The organism is Lysinibacter cavernae (assembly GCF_011758565.1).
Lineage (GTDB): Bacteria > Actinomycetota > Actinomycetes > Actinomycetales > Microbacteriaceae > Lysinibacter > Lysinibacter cavernae.
Genome location: NZ_JAAMOX010000004.1, coordinates 69337 through 86044 on the forward strand (window position 1 = coordinate 69337; position 16708 = coordinate 86044).

General features: G+C 60.7%; 14 protein-coding genes and 1 tRNA gene. 4 read left to right on the forward strand and 11 right to left on the reverse strand.

Annotated elements, in window-relative coordinates:
• Nucleotides 1-115: 115 nt before the first annotated feature.
• Nucleotides 116-964, reverse strand: a complete 849-nt coding sequence (gene prmC, locus FHX76_RS15905; protein WP_167152491.1) for a peptide chain release factor N(5)-glutamine methyltransferase — start codon at nt 962-964, stop codon at nt 116-118.
• A gap of 296 nt (nt 965-1260) precedes the next feature.
• Between prmC and cysK the strand changes: the two genes are divergently transcribed.
• Both cysK and epsC read left to right on the forward strand, forming a co-directional pair.
• The gene (gene cysK, locus FHX76_RS15910; protein ID WP_167152428.1) at nt 1261-2199 is read left to right on the forward strand and encodes a cysteine synthase A; all 939 of its coding nucleotides are present in this window, start codon (nt 1261-1263) and stop codon (nt 2197-2199) included.
• Nucleotides 2200-2228: 29 nt separating this feature from the next.
• Nucleotides 2229-2837: a serine O-acetyltransferase EpsC gene (epsC, locus tag FHX76_RS15915; protein WP_167152430.1), complete on the forward strand. Its 609-nt coding sequence runs from the start codon at nt 2229-2231 to the stop codon at nt 2835-2837.
• A gap of 60 nt (nt 2838-2897) precedes the next feature.
• On the opposite strand, the gene FHX76_RS15920 is transcribed toward epsC, so the two are convergent.
• The 7 genes from FHX76_RS15920 to lysA all read right to left on the reverse strand — a co-directional run bounded on the left by FHX76_RS15920 (nt 2898) and on the right by lysA (nt 11737).
• Complete coding sequence (locus FHX76_RS15920) at nt 2898-3284, reverse strand: hypothetical protein (protein ID WP_167152432.1); 387 nt, start codon at nt 3282-3284, stop codon at nt 2898-2900.
• 110 nt (nt 3285-3394) lie between these two features.
• Nucleotides 3395-4474 carry a peptide chain release factor 1 gene (gene prfA, locus FHX76_RS15925; protein ID WP_167152434.1) on the reverse strand — a complete coding sequence of 360 codons (1080 nt, stop codon included), beginning with the start codon at nt 4472-4474 and terminating at the stop codon, nt 3395-3397.
• Nucleotides 4475-4476: 2 nt separating this feature from the next.
• Nucleotides 4477-6696 (reverse strand): transcription termination factor Rho, encoded by a 2220-nt coding sequence (gene rho / locus FHX76_RS15930; RefSeq protein WP_167152436.1) that lies wholly within the window; start codon nt 6694-6696, stop codon nt 4477-4479.
• Nucleotides 6697-6910: 214 nt separating this feature from the next.
• Nucleotides 6911-7840 carry a homoserine kinase gene (gene thrB / locus FHX76_RS15935; protein ID WP_167152438.1) on the reverse strand — a complete coding sequence of 310 codons (930 nt, stop codon included), beginning with the start codon at nt 7838-7840 and terminating at the stop codon, nt 6911-6913.
• The gene (thrC, locus tag FHX76_RS15940; RefSeq protein ID WP_167152440.1) at nt 7837-8919 is read right to left on the reverse strand and encodes a threonine synthase; all 1083 of its coding nucleotides are present in this window, start codon (nt 8917-8919) and stop codon (nt 7837-7839) included. The genes thrB and thrC overlap by 4 nt, the downstream gene beginning before the upstream one ends.
• A complete protein-coding gene (locus tag FHX76_RS15945) occupies nt 8919-10235 on the reverse strand; it encodes a homoserine dehydrogenase (protein ID WP_167152441.1) in 1317 nt (438 codons plus the stop codon). The genes thrC and FHX76_RS15945 overlap by 1 nt, the downstream gene beginning before the upstream one ends.
• Nucleotides 10236-10321: 86 nt before the next feature.
• Nucleotides 10322-11737, reverse strand: coding sequence for a diaminopimelate decarboxylase (gene lysA, locus FHX76_RS15950; protein ID WP_167152443.1), 1416 nt, complete (start codon nt 11735-11737; stop codon nt 10322-10324).
• Between the two features lie 108 nt (nt 11738-11845).
• Between lysA and FHX76_RS15955 the strand changes: the two genes are divergently transcribed.
• Nucleotides 11846-12364: a hypothetical protein gene (locus tag FHX76_RS15955; protein ID WP_167152445.1), complete on the forward strand. Its 519-nt coding sequence runs from the start codon at nt 11846-11848 to the stop codon at nt 12362-12364.
• A gap of 4 nt (nt 12365-12368) precedes the next feature.
• Here the strand turns inward: FHX76_RS15955 and FHX76_RS15960 are convergent, their stop codons facing one another.
• Together FHX76_RS15960 and argS are read right to left on the reverse strand one after the other, a co-directional pair.
• On the reverse strand, nt 12369-13157 hold the full coding sequence (locus FHX76_RS15960) for an LmeA family phospholipid-binding protein (RefSeq protein ID WP_167152446.1): 789 nt from the start codon (nt 13155-13157) through the stop codon (nt 12369-12371).
• Between the two features lie 74 nt (nt 13158-13231).
• Nucleotides 13232-14896, reverse strand: a complete 1665-nt coding sequence (argS, locus tag FHX76_RS15965; RefSeq protein WP_167152448.1) for an arginine--tRNA ligase — start codon at nt 14894-14896, stop codon at nt 13232-13234.
• A 110-nt stretch (nt 14897-15006) separates the two neighbouring features.
• Between argS and FHX76_RS15970 the strand changes: the two genes are divergently transcribed.
• A tRNA-Arg gene (locus tag FHX76_RS15970) sits at nt 15007-15082 on the forward strand.
• A gap of 295 nt (nt 15083-15377) precedes the next feature.
• Here the strand turns inward: FHX76_RS15970 and FHX76_RS15975 are convergent.
• Nucleotides 15378-16586, reverse strand: a complete 1209-nt coding sequence (locus FHX76_RS15975; protein ID WP_167152450.1) for an RNA polymerase sigma factor — start codon at nt 16584-16586, stop codon at nt 15378-15380.
• Nucleotides 16587-16708: the final 122 nt, after the last annotated feature.

The following is a 16708-nucleotide window of genomic DNA, read 5'->3' on the forward strand; positions in this document are numbered from 1 at the left end:
GTTCGCTCATCCGCGCTGGGTACGCAACGAACGGAAGCATCCATTCGCCCCCAAACGCGATGTTCTTGGCAAATTATCGCAATCTGCGGCGAATGGATTTGTCGGCCGGCTGCGCTCAGCGAATGGCGGTTGTTGTGCGGTCGCGATAGGTGAGGTCTTTATGTGTCTCTGGGGACCGCCAGCCATCCTGCGCGAGCAGCGTCCGAATCGCGTCACCCTGTAATTCTCCGTGCTCCAAGACGAGGACTCCCCCTTGCACAACAAGTCGAAGACCAACCTGGCTCACCGTGCGGACCACATCGAGGCCGTCCTCTCCCCCATAGAGAGCGACCTCAGGGTCGAACAGACGGACCTCCGGATCGCGAGGGATGGCAGCTGCGGGAATATAGGGAGGATTTGAAATGAGCACGTTCACCGTGCCAGCTAGGTGATCGACCGCATGCTCAAGATCACCGTGGATCAGCTCAGCGTTTGGCGCAGCGACCTCGTCAAAATTGCGCCGGGTCCAGGGAAACGCGTCGTCGCTCATCTCAACGGCGTAGACCCTTGCCGTTGGGACCTCGACTGCCATCGCAAGCGCAATAGCGCCGCTTCCGGTGCCAAGGTCGACCGCGACCGGCTCTGCTGCAGGTAACGCCCTCAGCGCATCAATGGCAAACTGCACAACCGATTCGGTCTCAGGCCGTGGCACAAACACACCCGGCCCAACGTTGAGGGTGAGCGATCGAAACGCGGCGGTTCCCGTGATGTGCTGCAGCGGTTCGCGGGTGGCTCGCCGAGCCACCAAGGGGGCAAGGGCCGTACGCGCATCGTCGTCGACGGCGACATCCATAATCGATAGGGCCTGCACTCGACCGCGGCTCTCGTTGAGCACATGCCCAAGAAGGAGCTCAGCATCAACCTGAGGGTCTGGGATGCCGGCGTCCGTCAGCCGGGCAACGACCGCTTCTACGAGGGCGCGCATACCCGTGGCGGCTCCTTCGTTGTGCCGGCTGCCGTCAGTGCTTGAGGTTGATGCCGCGGTTTTGGGGTCAAGAGGAGAAGAGATGATCGCAAGCTTTCTGCTGGCCAACGTGGTGAATGTCCAGTCTACGGTGCGCCCATCCGGCCAACTGCGGAATCAAACGGGCATATGCCGTGTTACAGAAAGGGCGTAACACTTGTCTGCGTCGCAAACGCAGGTAATAGCATAATCGCAGCGGGTCCACTGGGGTGTCTCAACGTTTGGTCTCCCCATACCGCCTCACCCTAAGGAGAACCGTGTCTCAACGCATCCACGCAAACATAACCGAGGCTTTTGCCAACACTCCCCTAGTCCAGCTCAATCGCGTGGTCGGCGACGCAGGCGCCCGCGTACTTGCCAAGCTTGAGTTCTACAACCCAGGCGCAAGCGTGAAGGATCGACTCGGCATCGCCATTGTTGATGCCGCCGAACAGTCTGGCGAGCTCAAGCCGGGCGGAACCATCGTTGAGGGCACCAGCGGCAACACTGGCATCGCGCTCGCGCTCGTCGGCGCAGCTCGGGGCTACAAGGTGATCCTGACCATGCCAGAGACCATGAGTAAAGAGCGTCGCGTGCTCCTTCGCGCGTATGGCGCGGAGATCGTGCTCACCCCAGGCCCTGAAGGCATGCGCGGCGCGGTTGAAAAGGCAAAGGAGATCGTAGAAAATACGCCGGGAGCAATCTGGGCGAAGCAGTTCTCGAACCCCGCCAACGCCGAAATCCACCGCGTCACAACGGCAGAAGAAATCTGGCGCGACACCGACGGTGAGGTTGACATTGTTGTTGCCGGCATCGGCACAGGGGGCACCATCACCGGTGTCGGCCAGGTACTCAAGGCCCGCAAGCCTGGCCTACAGGTCATCGCGGTCGAGCCCATCGACTCGCCTCTGCTCAGCGAGGGCAAAGCCGGCCCGCACAAACTCCAGGGCATTGGCGCAAACTTTGTGCCAGAGGTTCTCGACACAACCGTGTACGACGAGGTATTCGACGTCACGCTTGAGGACTCGCTTCGCGTCGCCCGTGCGCTGGCAACCGACGAGGGCATCCTCGCAGGCATCTCGTCAGGCTCCGCCGTACACGCCGCAATCGAGGTTGCCAAGCGCCCCGAAAACGCTGGCAAAACCATTGTTGTCATCGTGCCAGACTTTGGTGAGCGCTACATTTCGACCGTGCTCTACGAAGACCTGCTCGACTAGGCGAAGAATCAGGTAGGCTCCCCCTCAGCATGCTATTTTCACGACTGCGCGAAGACATCTCGGCCGCCCGCTCCCACGACCCAGCGTCGCGGAGCGCGGCCGAGGTGTTTTTCGTGTACTCGGGAGTGCACGCCGTGGCCTGGCACCGCCTCAGCCACGCACTCTGGAAGCGGGGCTTTAAGTTCATCGCCCGCGTGCTCTCCCAGCTCACCCGTTTTGCGACCGGCATTGAGATTCACCCTGGAGCTACCCTCGGTCGCCGTGTGTTCATCGATCACGGCATGGGTGTTGTCATCGGCGAAACCGCCATCGTTGGTGACGACGTCATGATGTACCACGGCGTCACCCTCGGCGGCACCACAAGCAAACACACCAAACGACACCCAACCGTTGGCGACCGAGTCATGATTGGCGCAGGGGCAAAATTGCTCGGCAATATCACTGTTGGCTCAGACAGCGTCGTTGGGGCAAACGCCGTCGTCGTCAAAGACGCACCAAGCGGCTCAATTCTTGTTGGTATCCCGGCGGTCGCGCGGCCCCGAAAGGATGTCACCGCCACGTCAACAAGCGAAGCAACATCGCGCGCTGGCAACGGCATCCCCGACAAGGACTACATCGATCCAGCGATCTACATTTAGGTTGCAGCCCGCTGAACCGTTTTCCGGCGGGGAGGCGTTAGACCGGTAGCGATGCTTGGGTTAGGACACCCAGAAGAAGATCCATTCGGCGCTCACACCGTAGGGATACGCACTGCCCTGTTGCACAGCATCAACGGCTCTGCTCGTGTCTACGATGCCGTAGATGCTCATGCCGCCAAGGATCACGATGGTCAGGATGGATACGATAAACCCGAATGGAATCAGCACGAATCCTGCCGCAACAATCAGAAGACCAACCCTGACCAACCCAAATTTTCGGATGAGCCGCAGGTGCTGGTCAAGCACGTGGTTGCGACGACGGAGCCGCGGCCCGAAGAATAACTCTGGCAGCAGCGGAATCACCAACGCCCACCAGTAGTAGCGGGTAAGGCTTCGGGCCTGCGCTGGCGTCACCATCACCTGCGCTTCACCGTATGCGTCCATCATGCTCTCTTCCCTGTCCCCAGTGTCAGGATACCGAACAGACAACGGCCCGGTTCCGGTGAATGATCACCAGAACCGGGCCGTCTCGCTGTTTTGCTGTGTTGCTGCGGAACCTAGCTGTTGTCTCCGAGGTCGGCCAAGCGGGCCTCTTCGTCGAACTGGATGCACGACTCGATCACAGGGCCGATTGCGCCGTTCATCACGGCGTCAAGATTGTACGCCTTGTACCCCGTGCGGTGATCCGCGATGCGGTTCTCCGGGAAGTTATACGTACGGATGCGCTCAGAACGGTCCATCGTGCGGATCTGCGTCTTGCGGTGCGCGCTCGCCTCTGCAGCGATTTCCTCCTGCTGGCGCGCAAGGATGCGGGCACGGAGCACGCGCATACCAGCTTCGCGGTTCTGCAGCTGGCTCTTCTCGTTCTGCATTGCAACCACGATTCCCGTTGGAAGGTGGGTGAGGCGGACGGCGGAGTCGGTCGTGTTCACCGACTGGCCACCAGGGCCGCTCGAACGGTAGACGTCGATCTTGAGGTCGTTGGGGTGGATCTCGACCTCGCCTGGCTCATCAACCTCTGGGAACACCAGCACACCGGTCGTTGAGGTGTGGATGCGCCCCTGAGACTCGGTGGCTGGCACCCGCTGTACGCGGTGCACGCCGCCCTCGTATTTGAGGTGCGCCCACACGCCCTGCGATGGGTCGGTCGCGTTGCTCTTGATGGCGACCTGAACATCCTTGTACCCACCAAGATCGCTCTCGGTGCGCTCAAGCAGCTCGGTCTTCCAACCCTTTGACTCTGCGTAGTGCATGTACATGCGCAGCAGGTCGGCGGCGAACAGTGCAGACTCGGCCCCGCCCTCGCCACCCTTGATCTCCATGATGACGTCGCGGCCATCGTCTGGGTCGCGAGGGATGAGCAGACGGCGCAGCTTCTCCTGAGCAACCACAAGGCCCTCTTCGAGCTCAGGAATTTCTTCTGCGAAGCTCTCGTCTTCCTTTGCGAGCTCTCGGGCGGCCTCAAGATCTTCTTGCTGCTGAATCCACGAGTCGTAGGCCGACTTGATCTTGCTGAGTTCCGCGTAGCGGCGGTTCACCTTTTTGGCGCGCGCCGGGTCCGAGTGCAGCGCCGGATCGGCAAGCTGCTCCTGGAGCCCAGCGTGCTCCTCGAGGAGGGTATGAACTGATTCGAACATGCTTAGTCCTTCGCGGAAGAAATCGAGCCAGACTTCTGCATCTGCATCAGGAACTCAACGTTCGATGACGTCTCCTTGAGCTTCGACAGCACAACCTCAAGGGCCTGCTGCTGGTCGAGCCCGCTGAGCGCGCGGCGCAGCTTCCAGGTCACCTTGACCTCGTCGGCTCCCATAAGCATCTCTTCACGGCGGGTGCTGGATGCGGTGACGTCGACGGCGGGGAAGATGCGCTTGTCTGCCAGCTGACGTGACAGGCGAAGCTCCATGTTCCCGGTGCCCTTGAACTCTTCGAAGATAACCTCGTCCATCTTCGAACCCGTCTCAACGAGAGCGGTTGCGAGGATGGTGAGCGATCCGCCGTTTTCGATGTTGCGGGCTGCACCAAAGAAACGCTTTGGCGGGTAGAGAGCCGAGGCATCCACACCACCGGACAGCACGCGGCCAGAGGCTGGCGCGGTGAGGTTGTAGGCACGGCCAAGACGAGTGATCGAGTCGAGCAGCACAACAACATCGTGGCCCATCTCGACCAGGCGCTTTGCGCGCTCGATGGCGAGCTCGGCAACCGTGGTGTGGTCTTCAGCTGGGCGGTCGAAGGTAGAAGCGATGACCTCACCCTTGACGGTTCGCTGCATGTCGGTGACTTCTTCTGGGCGCTCATCAACAAGCACAACCATGAGGTGAACCTCTGGGTTGTTGGTCGCAATTGCGTTTGCGATCTGCTGCATGACGATGGTCTTGCCTGCCTTTGGCGGCGCGACGATAAGGCCGCGCTGGCCCTTGCCGATGGGGGCAACGAGGTCGATGATGCGCTGCGTGAGCTTCTCTGACGTGGTCTCGAGACGCAGGCGCTCCTGCGGGTAGAGCGGGGTGAGCTCGTTGAAGTCAACGCGCTTCTCGTTCTCTTCGACGCTGAGGCCGTTGATCGAGTCAACCTTGACGATTGCGTTGTACTTCTGGCGGCCGTTGTGGTCGCCGTCGCGCGGCTGGCGGATTGCGCCAACAACGGCGTCACCCTTGCGAAGGTTGTACTTTTTGACCTGACCAAGCGAAACGTAGACGTCGTTGGTGCCAGGCAGGTAGCCGCTGGTACGAACGAAGGCGTAGTTGTCAAGCACGTCAAGGATGCCGGCGATGGGCAGCAAGACGTCGTCTTCGGTCAGTTCTGGCTCGAACTCGTCGTTGGTTCCTCCGCGACGCTTGCGGTCACGCTGACGATTGCGGGCGTTGCCACGCGAGTTGTCATCGCGGTTATTGTCGTCGCGGTTATTGCGGTTGTTGCGCTGGTTGTTATTGCCAGAGTTGTCGTTTGAGTCGTCGGATTTGTCGGCGTTCTTGTCGCTCTGCGAGTTCTGAGCGTTTCCGTCGTTGTTCTGGTTGTTGCGACGGTTACGGTTGCGGCCGTTCTGGCGAGGCTCGTTTGCCTCTTGCGGCTTCTCGTTATTACCGTCTGAACCGCTCTCGGCTTCTGCCTCTGAGGATGCGGCGTCGGCCTGACTCTCAGCGTTCTTATCGTTATTGCGCGAGTTGCGGTTGTTGCGAGCGTTGCGCCCAGAAGTTTTTGCCTCGGCCTTTTCGGCAGGTGCAGCCTCGGAGTCGGCTACCGGTGCGGCGTTGTCGCTGACGGCCGCATCGGAGGCAGCAGCTGCGGAGTCTGCGGCGGCTTCCGACGCTGGCGCCTCTGCGACTTTGCGTCCACGCTTGGCGCGGGTTGGCTTTTCTTCGGCGACCGTCTCGGTCGCACTGTCTGCTGCAGCTTCAACAGGGGCAGAAGCAGCAGCCTTGCTGCGGGTGGCGCGCTTCACCGGTGCCGCTTCGGCCTCGGCGACAGGGGCGTCGGCGGCAGTCTCTGCGGTGTCGACGGTGGCCTTCTTCGCGCGGCTGACGCGCTTCTTTGGCGCGGCTTCTGCGGGAGCCTCAGCTGCTGGCTCAGCGGCCGTTGCTGCATCGGCTGATGCAGCCGCTGCCTTTGCGCGGCTGGCACGAGCTGGTGCCTTCTTTGGAGCTACTGGCTCGTCGGATGCTGCGGCGGCTTCCGCAGCTGGTGCTACTGCGTCAGCGGCGTCGGCGGCTTTTGCCTTCACCGATGATGCGCGACGCGGTGCGCGCTTCTTCGGAGCCTCGGCAGTCTCGGCTGCAGGGGCAGCCGCAGCTGAAGATGTTTCTGCGGGGGCAGCGGTTGCTGTTCCATCGTTCGATGCGGGACCGTTGGAGGTGTTCTCCACGATGTGTTCCTTTCGGGGATTAGTGGCAGACAAACCGTGGGCCAGACGCCGAGGATGTGAGTCTCGGGCGGGCGCTAAAACAACGGGAGCCGCCAAACCTCATGCGGTGGTCTGGACTCAGGCACTGTTATGAGGGATCTAGGTGATCAATACGGCATCGTAGCGAGCCGATTGAGGATAAAGCGTAGCCAGAAATTGACAAACGCCTAAGCGCTCAATTTCTTTCGGGTACAGAAACTACTGTAGCACCTTTGAAATCAACAGCCAATGGAAGCGAACGCCATGATGAGGTACTCACAGATTCGGCAAGCTCCGTGGCCTGCGCACGCTGCGCCGGATCGTTGCAGAGCACGAGGATGGACGGGCCAGCGCCAGAAACCACAGCGGGGAAGCCCGCTTCGCGAAGCGCGGCAATCAGGTCGCGCGTCTCAGGCATGGCCTCTCCGCGGTAGCTCTGGTGCAGTCTGTCTTCCGTCGACTCAAACAGAAGCTCTGGGCTCTGAGTCAGCGCGGCGACCAGCAGGGCGGATCGTGACACGTTGAAAACGGCATCCTCGTGGGGAACCGTCTGCGGCTGTAGGCTGCGAGCAACCTCAGTTGACAGCGTGAACTCGGGAACGAGCACAAGCGGAGAAACCCCACGATGCACGTTGAGCTTTTTGTGTTTTGGGCCGTCTGCTGAGGTCCACGCGATTGTGAGCCCTCCGAACAGCGCGGGGGCCACATTGTCTGGGTGGCCCTCAAGCTCAGTCGCAATCGCCAACAGCATGCTGTGGTCAATCGTGGCGATGCCCTCAAGCAAACCGCGTGCGGCCATGATGCCTGACACAATCGCGGTTCCTGACGAGCCAAGTCCACGTCCGTGCGGGATCGCATTATGGGCAACAAGGTTAACGCCGGGGACCGGCTGGCCAACACGCTCAAAGGTGTAGGCCATGGCGCGAACAACAAGGTTGCTCTCGTCGGTTGGCACCTCTCCCTCTCCGACTCCGTGCACCTCAACAGTGGCGCCGGGTGCATCCCTGACACTCACCTCAAGTTCGTCATACAGCGCGAGGGCAAGCCCAAGCGTGTCGAATCCTGGGCCAAGGTTTGCGGTGGTTGCCGGGACGCGAACGCGAACCGAGCGACCGGTCAGGCTCACGCGTCGCCCTTCGCGAGGCCAAGAACGCTTGCCACCTCGGTGACATCAACAGGCACAACCGTCGGCTGTACGTCGACGCCGTCGGTGCCGCGAAGCGCCCACTGCGGGTCTTTGAGGCCGTGACCGGTGACCGTGATGGTAACCGTCGAGCCTGCAGGGATCTCGCCAGCGGCTGAACGCTCAAGCAGTCCGGCTACGCCGATGGCCGAGGCAGGCTCAACAAAGACGCCAACCTCTGCCGAGAGGATGCGGTGCGCCTCAAGAATCTTGGCGTCGCTGATCGCGCCGAAGTAGCCGTTGCTGTCGTCGCGCGCAGAAAGAGCGAGCTCCCACGAAGCAGGGTTACCGATGCGAATTGCACTCGCAATCGTTTCGGGGTTTTTCACCGGGTGGCCAAGCACGATAGGCGCGCTGCCCTCGGCCTGGAACCCAAACATGCGGGGAACCTGGTTCGAGATGCCCGCATCCGCGTACTCGCGGTAGCCGCGGTGGTACGCCGTGTAGTTGCCGGCGTTGCCAACTGGAATGAAGTGGAAGTCTGGCGCCTTACCCAGCTGCTCGACGATCTCGAATGCTCCGGTCTTCTGGCCCTCGATGCGGTCAGGGTTGACCGAGTTAACGAGGTGTACCGGGTAGTTAGCCGAAAGCTCACGAGCAATGTCGAGGCAGTCGTCGAAGTTTCCCTGCACCTGCAGAAGGGTGGCGTTGTGCGCGATTGCCTGGCTGAGCTTGCCCATAGCGATCTTGCCCTCTGGCACGAGCACGGCGGCCGTGATGCCTGCGTGCGTTGCGTATGCGGCAGCTGACGCAGAGGTGTTGCCGGTCGACGCGCAGATAACGGCCTTTGCCCCGTGCTCAACGGCCTTCGAGATAGCCATGGTCATGCCGCGGTCTTTAAACGAACCCGTTGGGTTCATGCCCTCGTATTTCACGAAGACGTTGGCACCGGTGCGTGCAGACAGCGCCGGGGCTGGGATGAGCGGAGTGCCACCCTCACCGAGCGTGATGACGGGCGTCGCGTCGCTGACGTCGAGTCGGTCTGCATATTCGCGGATAAGACCGCGCCACAAGTTAGCCATTAGATTCCTTCAATTCGTAAAACACTTTTCACTGCCGTCACAACGCCGAGGTTGGCGAGCTCGGTGACGGTCGCGGACAGGGATGCCTCGCGCGCGGTGTGGGTTCCAATTACCAGCGTAGCGGTGCCTGAGGCCTCCGTGTCTGTTGATGCGGTCTGAATAACCGTCTCAACTGACACACGATGCGATGCAAGAACCGTTGCAACAGTTGCCAACACGCCCGGCTCGTCAGCAACCTCAAGGGTGAATTGGTAGCGAGTTTCAATTGAGCCAACCGGCACGATTGGAAGGCTTGCGTGCGCTTTTTGGGCGACTCCTGGGCCGCCTGCCACGTGGCGTCGCGCGGCAGATACGAGGTCACCAAGCACTGCGGAGGCTGTCTCTACTCCCCCGGCGCCCGCGCCGTAAAACATGAGGCTGCCAGCGGCTTCTGCCTCAACAAAGACGGCGTTTTTTCCCTCGTGCACGGTGGCTAGCGGGTGCTGGCGGCTGATGAGGGCCGGGTAGACACGCGCCGAAATAGACTCGACTCCCGTGTCTGGGTCGGCGAGACGTTCCGCAATTGCAAGGAGCTTGATGACGTAGCCGGCCTCACGAGCGGCACGAACCTGCTCAAGCGTCACGCTGGCGATGCCTTCCCTGTGCACGGAGGCGACAGGGACGGACGTGTGGAACGCGAGGCTCGCGAGGATGGTGACCTTTTGGGCGGCGTCGTAGCCTTCAACATCCAGCGTGGGGTCGGCCTCGAGGAAGCCGAGTTCGAGCGCAACCGCCGCCGCGTCTTCCGCACTGTCGCCGAAGCGATCCATGCGGTCAAGGATGTAGTTGGTGCTTCCGTTGACGATGCCCATGACGCGGTTGATCCGGTCACCAGCAAGGCTCTCGCGCAACGGGCGCAAAATCGGAATAGCGGCAGCAACGGATGCCTCGTAGTAGAGCTGGGCACCAACCTGGTCGGCGATCTCGAACAGCTCGTCGCCGTGCTCAGCCAGCAGCGCCTTATTGGCGGTAATGACGTCAGCGCCGGAGGTGAGGGCCTGGATGATGTAGCTCTTGGCCGGCTCGATGCCGCCCATGAGTTCGATCACAATATCGGAGCTCGTAATGAGCGCCTCCGCGTCGGTCGTGTACAGCTCGGCAGGAAGCTCAACATCCCGCTTTGCCGAGGTATTGCGCACGGCGATACCAGCGAGTTCCAGCTTGGCACCAACACGCGAGGCGAGCTCGTCGGCGTGCTCAAGCAGCAGGCGGGCGGTCTGCGATCCTACGGATCCGGCGCCCAACAGCGCCACCCGTAGGTTTCGGTACTCAATCATGATTCTCCTTGATGACACAGGTTTGGGGGTAAGCACGGTGGTGGTTGCGCGCGGGATCGCGGCATCCAAAAGGCACAAGCTGGGCGTTACAGGGTAGCGCCCTCTGTCAGGCTGCTGGTCACGGATGCGGGGCGGGCAGGCTGAGCTGGCTGGTCGATTCCGCAGTCTCGCGAAAGCAATTCGGCAAGACCCTCACCGCGAACGATCAGACGTGATTTGCCGTCCTTCACCGCAACAACCGGCGGACGACCGAGGTAGTTGTAATTGCTCGACAGCGACCAGCAGTAGGCGCCGGTTGCTGGCACAACAACGAGGTCGTCGGCAGCGATATCGGAGGGAAGGTAGTCGTTGTAGACCACGATGTCACCGCTTTCGCAGTGCTTACCCGCGAGCCGAATGAGCATCGGCTCGGCGTCTGACGTCCGGCTTGCCAGCCCAACCGAGTAGTCGGCTTCGTAGAGCGCGGGACGGGCATTATCGCTCATACCGCCGTCTACGCTCACATAGGTTCGTACGCCGCCCTCACTCAGAGCAACGGGTTTGATGGTACCGACGGTATAGAGAGTGAGGGTTGAACCGCCGATAACCGCCCTCCCAGGCTCAAACGCCACGGTCGGTAGCGGGATGCCGAGCTCGGCAGCGGTGTCACGCACGATATCCGCGATCTGGTTGGCGAGGTCTGCAACAACAGGAGGCTCATCGCTCTCAACATAGGCGATTCCGAAGCCACCGCCGAGATTGAGCTCCGGCACAGGTCCGTCGGCAAGAAGGTCTCTGTGGATGCCAAGCAAACGCGCCGCCGACTCGGCAAATCCCTCGGGCGCAAAGATCTGGGAACCAATGTGGCAGTGCAGCCCAAGGAAGTTCAGTGAGGAGTGCGAGCGAATACGAGCAACCGCCTCTGCTGCGGCTTCGAGCGGAAGCCCAAATTTTTGGTCCTCGTGCGACGTCGCAAGGAAGCTGTGTGTGTGGGCGTGCACCCCGCTGTTCACTCGAAGACGAACGGACTGGATGGCCCCCTGCTGCTCGGCAGCCGCGGCAACCCGATCGATCTCGATCAGGCTGTCGATAACGATGCTGCCGATTCCGGCCTCAACCGCCTGGTGAATCTCAGCAAGCGACTTGTTATTGCCGTGCAGGCCGATCTTGGCTGGCGGAACATCTGCGGCAAGTGCCACAGCGAGTTCTCCCCCGCTGCAGACGTCAACGCCGAGCCCGGCATCAACCGCCCAGCGAGCAACCTCGGTGCACAGAAACGCCTTGCCGGCGTAGTACACCTTCGCGGTTGTGCCAATGCGCTCAAACGCACTATCGAACGCCTCGCGAATCTCTGTTGCGGTCTCGCGAACGTGCCGCTCGTCGACCACAAACAGCGGAGTGCCGTAGGCCTCTGCCAGCTGAGTGACAGGCACTCCGGCAACGGTAGCGACCCCCGATGTGTCACGCGACACATTGCGGGAATACAGCTTCGAACTCAAACGGTTGATATCACGTTCAGACACCCCAACATCCTACTTGACGGCGTATCCCCAAACCGAATGTGTGACGTGCTGCTGTGCCGAAGGTCTGGTTCGGCAGTTTCCTGACCGCTGGCTGGTAGCTTAGGAACTGTGAGTACGCTTCCGAAACACAACGCTCCATCGGCCTCCACCCCTGCGAGCGTGGCGTTTGGGGCGGCTGCTTGGTATTTCGTCTTTGCCACGATCGTCGTTGTCATGGCGTTTACCTTTGGCGAAGCAGGAACGATCGGCACCATTACGTTCATTGTCATGATCTTGCTGAGCGCCGCCGCGGCCGTTGGATGTTTCTGGCAGGCAAAGGCGCTTAAGCAGAAGGCCCTCCTACGGGACTGGCCAGAACGAAAGCCAACCGTTATCCGCAAGATCATCGGCGCAATCCTGATCGCAGCTTCCGTTGTCGGCGGGGTCGCGAGCGCTCCCTACCTCTTTGTTGTATTGATCCTGTCGACCTCAGCAACGGGCGGTGACGGTGGCGGCCTCGGCATTACTGTCTACGTACTCGTATCACTCGCCGTCCTCGCGGTGCTCTGCGTCGGCGCGATGCTATACCGGGCTGGCAGCGCCTACCCGGGGCATCCAGCGCAAAAGCCAATCGGCACCAAACCATAACTCGTTAGGCGCAGGTTCCTCGCTCGCGCTGGTCTGCATCCGCGATGAAGGCCGGATTGAGGTCGAAGTCAAACGTGTATGAGCCCTCACCGGCTGTGAGGTCGGTCAGCGTCATCCCCTTCGGGAAAAACTGCGCCGCGCAGAACGTTCGTGGAGCCAACGCTGCTCCCGCAAAATCGCCGTACTCTGCCGTGATCTGCTCGACGCTGGTCTCGGCACCGTTGATTGCGACCCGTGACGGGGTCACCACAAACGTGTTGTTCTCAGCTGTCACCGTCAGCCAGACGTCGAGCGTAACGGTCGTAAAATAAAGGTCGATGACCTTGCTTGTATGCAGGAGGCCGCCATCGAGCGTAACCCCACTGAGCGATTCGTCGAGCAGCGCGGCGCCGCCGGCTCCTTCCTCACCGAGGATGGCGTTTGCAAGGTCTTCGCTTGTCATCACGACGTTGACGGTGCCAGATGTGAAGTTCGCATCAGGGCTCACCGGCAAATCCTTGATCTTGAGCGTCACATCGCCCCGAGCCGATCCAAAGCCGGCACCGGGCGCGGTCACAGTCACGTCATCCATCGCACCGGTCACAACCTGCGCAATCGCGGAGAATCCCCCAACCTCGGCCGTGACCGACTTCGGGTCATCAATCTCAATGCGCTTGGCTACCTCACCGGCGATGGTGTCTTCAACACGATCGCGAACCCACGGATCAATCACGGCGAGTGCGCCAGCGAGCAGCCCCATCAGGACAACAAACACCGAAAGCGTGATGAGCAGGCGCTTCACCGTCTGATTCATGGGAATCCCCTCTGGTCGTCTTCACACACTACAAGGAAGCATGCTGAGAAGCAGCCGAGGAACAGAGGAACTGGTTACATCCGCTCCGGAGCCTCAACCCCGAGCAGGTCGAGGCCGTTGCGGATGACAACGCCGACCGCGTTATTCAGCCACAGGCGGGTCTGGTGCACGGGGGTGACGGGCTCGTCACCAAGCGGTGTGACTCGGCAGGCGTCGTACCAGCGGTGGTAGTGGCCGGCCAGGTCTTCGAGGTAACGGGCAATGCGGTGCGGTTCGCGGGTCTCGGCAGCGTGCGCAACTACGCGCGGGTAATTGAGCAGCGCGCCGAGGAGTTCATTCTCGGTATCGTGCGTCAGCAGCTCGGGGTTAAACGCGCTCGTGTCAACACCGGCAGCCGCCGCGTTGCGGGCAACTGCGCTCGTGCGGGCGTGGGCGTACTGCACGTAGAAAACGGGGTTGTCGTTTGAACGGCTGCGCAGCTTCTCGCCGTCGAGCGACAGTGGAGAATCGGCGGGGTAACGGGCGAGCCAGTAACGGAGGGCGTCGGCACCGAGCCAGTCGAGCAGGTCGTCAAGCTCGATGATGTTGCCTGCACGCTTCGACAGCTTTGCGCCGTTGAGGCTTACCAGCTGGCCGATCATAACCTTGATGTTAACTTCTGGGTCTTCGCCAGCTGCGCCGGCAATGGCCTTGAGCCGGTTCACGTAGCCGTGGTGGTCTGCACCGAGCAGGTAGATCTTCTCGGTGAATCCGCGATCCTGCTTGCTCAGGTAGTACGCGGCGTCCGCAGCGAAGTAGGTGTAGATTCCGTTGCCACGGGTGATGACACGGTCCTTGTCATCGGTGAAATCTGTTGTGCGAACCCAAACCGCGTCATCAGCATCGTAGACATGACCCTGCGCGCGCAGACGGTCAACGGATGCCGCAATGGGGCTCATCCCAAGCGCAGGGTCGACCTCGTGCAGCGTGCGCTCAGAGAACCACACGTCGAAGTGAACTCGGAAGTTTTCGAGTGACTGCTTGATCTCGCCGATTTGCAGTTGGTAAGCGCGCTCGCGCACCTCGGCGAGCGCCTCGTCGGCTGGCAGATCAAGGATGTCGGGCTTTTCCACCAGCACCTTACGGGCGAGTTCTGCGATGTATTCGCCGGGGTATCCGCCCTCAGGGGTTGGCTCGCCCTTTGCTGCCGCCAACACAGAGTTGCCAAATTTATCCATCTGCGCGCCGGCGTCGTTGATGTAGTACTCGGCGGTTACATCGGCACCCGATGCTCGCAGCATCCGGGCGATTGAGTCGCCAAGCGCTGCCCAGCGCGTGTGGCCGAGGTGGAGCGGACCGGTTGGGTTCGCCGAGACAAACTCCATGTTGATGCGAAGCCCGTCAAGCGCGGAGTTGTGGCCGTATGCCTCACCCTGCTCAACGATCTGCTTCACGATCTGACCAGCTGCGGCGGCATCGAGACGGATGTTAATAAATCCGGGGCCGGCAACGTCCACGTCGGAGACGCCCTCAACCTGGCGAAGCGCATCCGCGATCTCGGTCGCGAAGTCTCGGGGGTTCACGCCGAGTCGCTTGGCAAACTTCATTGCAACGTTTGAGGCCCAGTCGCCGTGGTCACGATTGCGTGGTCGGTCGAGGGCAACGTCGTCAAGCGAAGCGGTCACGCCCTCGCCGTTTTTCGAGGCGATGAGGTCGTTGACGATGGTCAGAAGGTATGCCGAAAGCTGTTCAGGAGTCACAAGCGTCAATTCTAGCGCCGTCACAAGGCTTTACCGATGCTGTTCGCCGACGAGACACGGCCCGATGCGGCAAATGTGCGTGCGCGATGCTACTCTGGTTCTCGTCCTGAGCCCCCTTAGCTCAGGGGATAGAGCGTCTACCTCCGGAGTAGAAGGCCGCTGGTTCGAATCCAGCAGGGGGCACCATGAACTGGGTAGATCGTGAGAATGGTCACAGACCCACTCAAGTCTGGCGTTATGAGCGGATGCGTGACCAATATGACGGCACACGGGCCGTGGGATGGGTTCGCACCTGAGTAGCCACACTGCTCCGCCATCACCGAAGCTCAGCATCGTGGCTGCTTAGATCACGAACACAGAACAACCGATCTTCACGGATTGTCCTCAACCGTTTTCGTCAGCGCACGAATCAGTAGTTACTCATCCATTCTCGGGTGGAAGCAAAGCTGGTTGAACCCACTCGTACTGGCCGTGGTGCTGGCTACCCAGCGGCAACCGAAAACAACCGAGTTTCCTGGGTGCCGCCCATCGCAATTGTGACCTGATAGGTTCCGGGCCGAGACGCGATAAACACGTGTCGCTGATCAATGTCAGCGACGCTGGCAAGAGTTCGACCGTCGCGCGACACGACGACTGAGCAGCCCTCCGTCCCAGAATTCACAGTGGCAAGAGTTCCAATTGCAGCGCCCCTGTCGCGCTGGTCGAGTTCGACAAGGCATGAGCCGGTCGCCTGTTCAATGACAGCAACCTCCACTGGCACGGAACTCGCCTGGCTGGTCAACGCCCCGGTCGCGAGCACGGCCGTTACTCCTACCGCACCGGCACCCGCAATACCGGTCGAGCTTCCAAATATTCGCGCTAAGAATGAGGTTCCTGCAGCCGCAGACACAGCCGACCCCTGTGGCAGCGTGGGAATAATAAGCAGCCCGGCTACTGAGGCAAGGGCCGCCGATGAGTGCGACCCAAAGGTGTGCGCGATTAGGGTCAGATGGTCAAGCGTTTTTCCACACTGTGGACAGGTTGCAAGGTGATCCGTGAGACCACGAGCTTTACCAGCCCTGAGCGTTATCCCCGCTGCCTTATCGCCAAGATCATGGCTCAGCGCCACACATTCCGAGAGTGCCCCCTGTGCGGCTGCAAACGATTTCTCCCGCAAGTATTCTCGCCGAAGCCCCGCGCGCGCCCTCAGGTACAGCACACCAACGGCCGTTGCGTTCATCCCAAGGAGCCGGGCGCACTCTTTCGGGCTTCGGTTCTCAATTGCCTTGAGAAAAATAATCTGCCGCCAGCGGTCAGGCAGGCGATTAAAAGCGGTAATGGTGGCGTTATCTGTCTGCTCAAGTTCTCGGCTTGATTCTGGGGCTGTCTCCGTGAGATACGGTTCAACATCGTCAACGCTAACCACTCTTTGAGAGTCCTGATACCAGGATGCGATGTTGTGTCGAACAGTGACAAGCAAATATGCCCGAAAATTGTCCTTTGGCCCTTTCCCTCGCCTGATGATTTCTAGCACTTTGAGAAAGGCATCACTCGCAAGTTCTTCGCCAAGCTCTTTGGATTGAACCTTGCTTCGCGCCAGCACAAGTGCCGACTCGTAGTAGAGACGAAACAGCGTTTCTGCTGCGTGATCGGCTCCTCCCCTGTATTCGTTTATTAACTCGACATCTTGCCCTGGTTGATGTGTAGTCATGCTTGCCCCCTTGTCCCCTTCAGCAGCGTGTATTCCTTGCAGCGTTGTTCCGCGTCCAGACCGGTTACGATTCGAACTCGACGGCCGATGAGGTTCGGCCGAGACCTCGTGCCTCGGCCGAA

Coding starts and splice junctions, on each gene's coding strand:
- prfA (WP_167152434.1), bottom strand. CDS start 4,474: ATGTTCGAATCAGTTCATACCCTCCTCGAGGAGCACGCTGGGCTCCAG.
- FHX76_RS15960 (WP_167152446.1), bottom strand. CDS start 13,157: ATGAATCAGACGGTGAAGCGCCTGCTCATCACGCTTTCGGTGTTTGTT.
- FHX76_RS15975 (WP_167152450.1), bottom strand. CDS start 16,586: ATGACTACACATCAACCAGGGCAAGATGTCGAGTTAATAAACGAATAC.
- FHX76_RS15945 (WP_167152441.1), bottom strand. CDS start 10,235: ATGATTGAGTACCGAAACCTACGGGTGGCGCTGTTGGGCGCCGGATCC.
- FHX76_RS15920 (WP_167152432.1), bottom strand. CDS start 3,284: ATGATGGACGCATACGGTGAAGCGCAGGTGATGGTGACGCCAGCGCAG.
- prmC (WP_167152491.1), bottom strand. CDS start 964: ATGCGCGCCCTCGTAGAAGCGGTCGTTGCCCGGCTGACGGACGCCGGC.
- thrC (WP_167152440.1), bottom strand. CDS start 8,919: ATGGCTAACTTGTGGCGCGGTCTTATCCGCGAATATGCAGACCGACTC.
- epsC (WP_167152430.1), top strand. CDS start 2,229: ATGCTATTTTCACGACTGCGCGAAGACATCTCGGCCGCCCGCTCCCAC.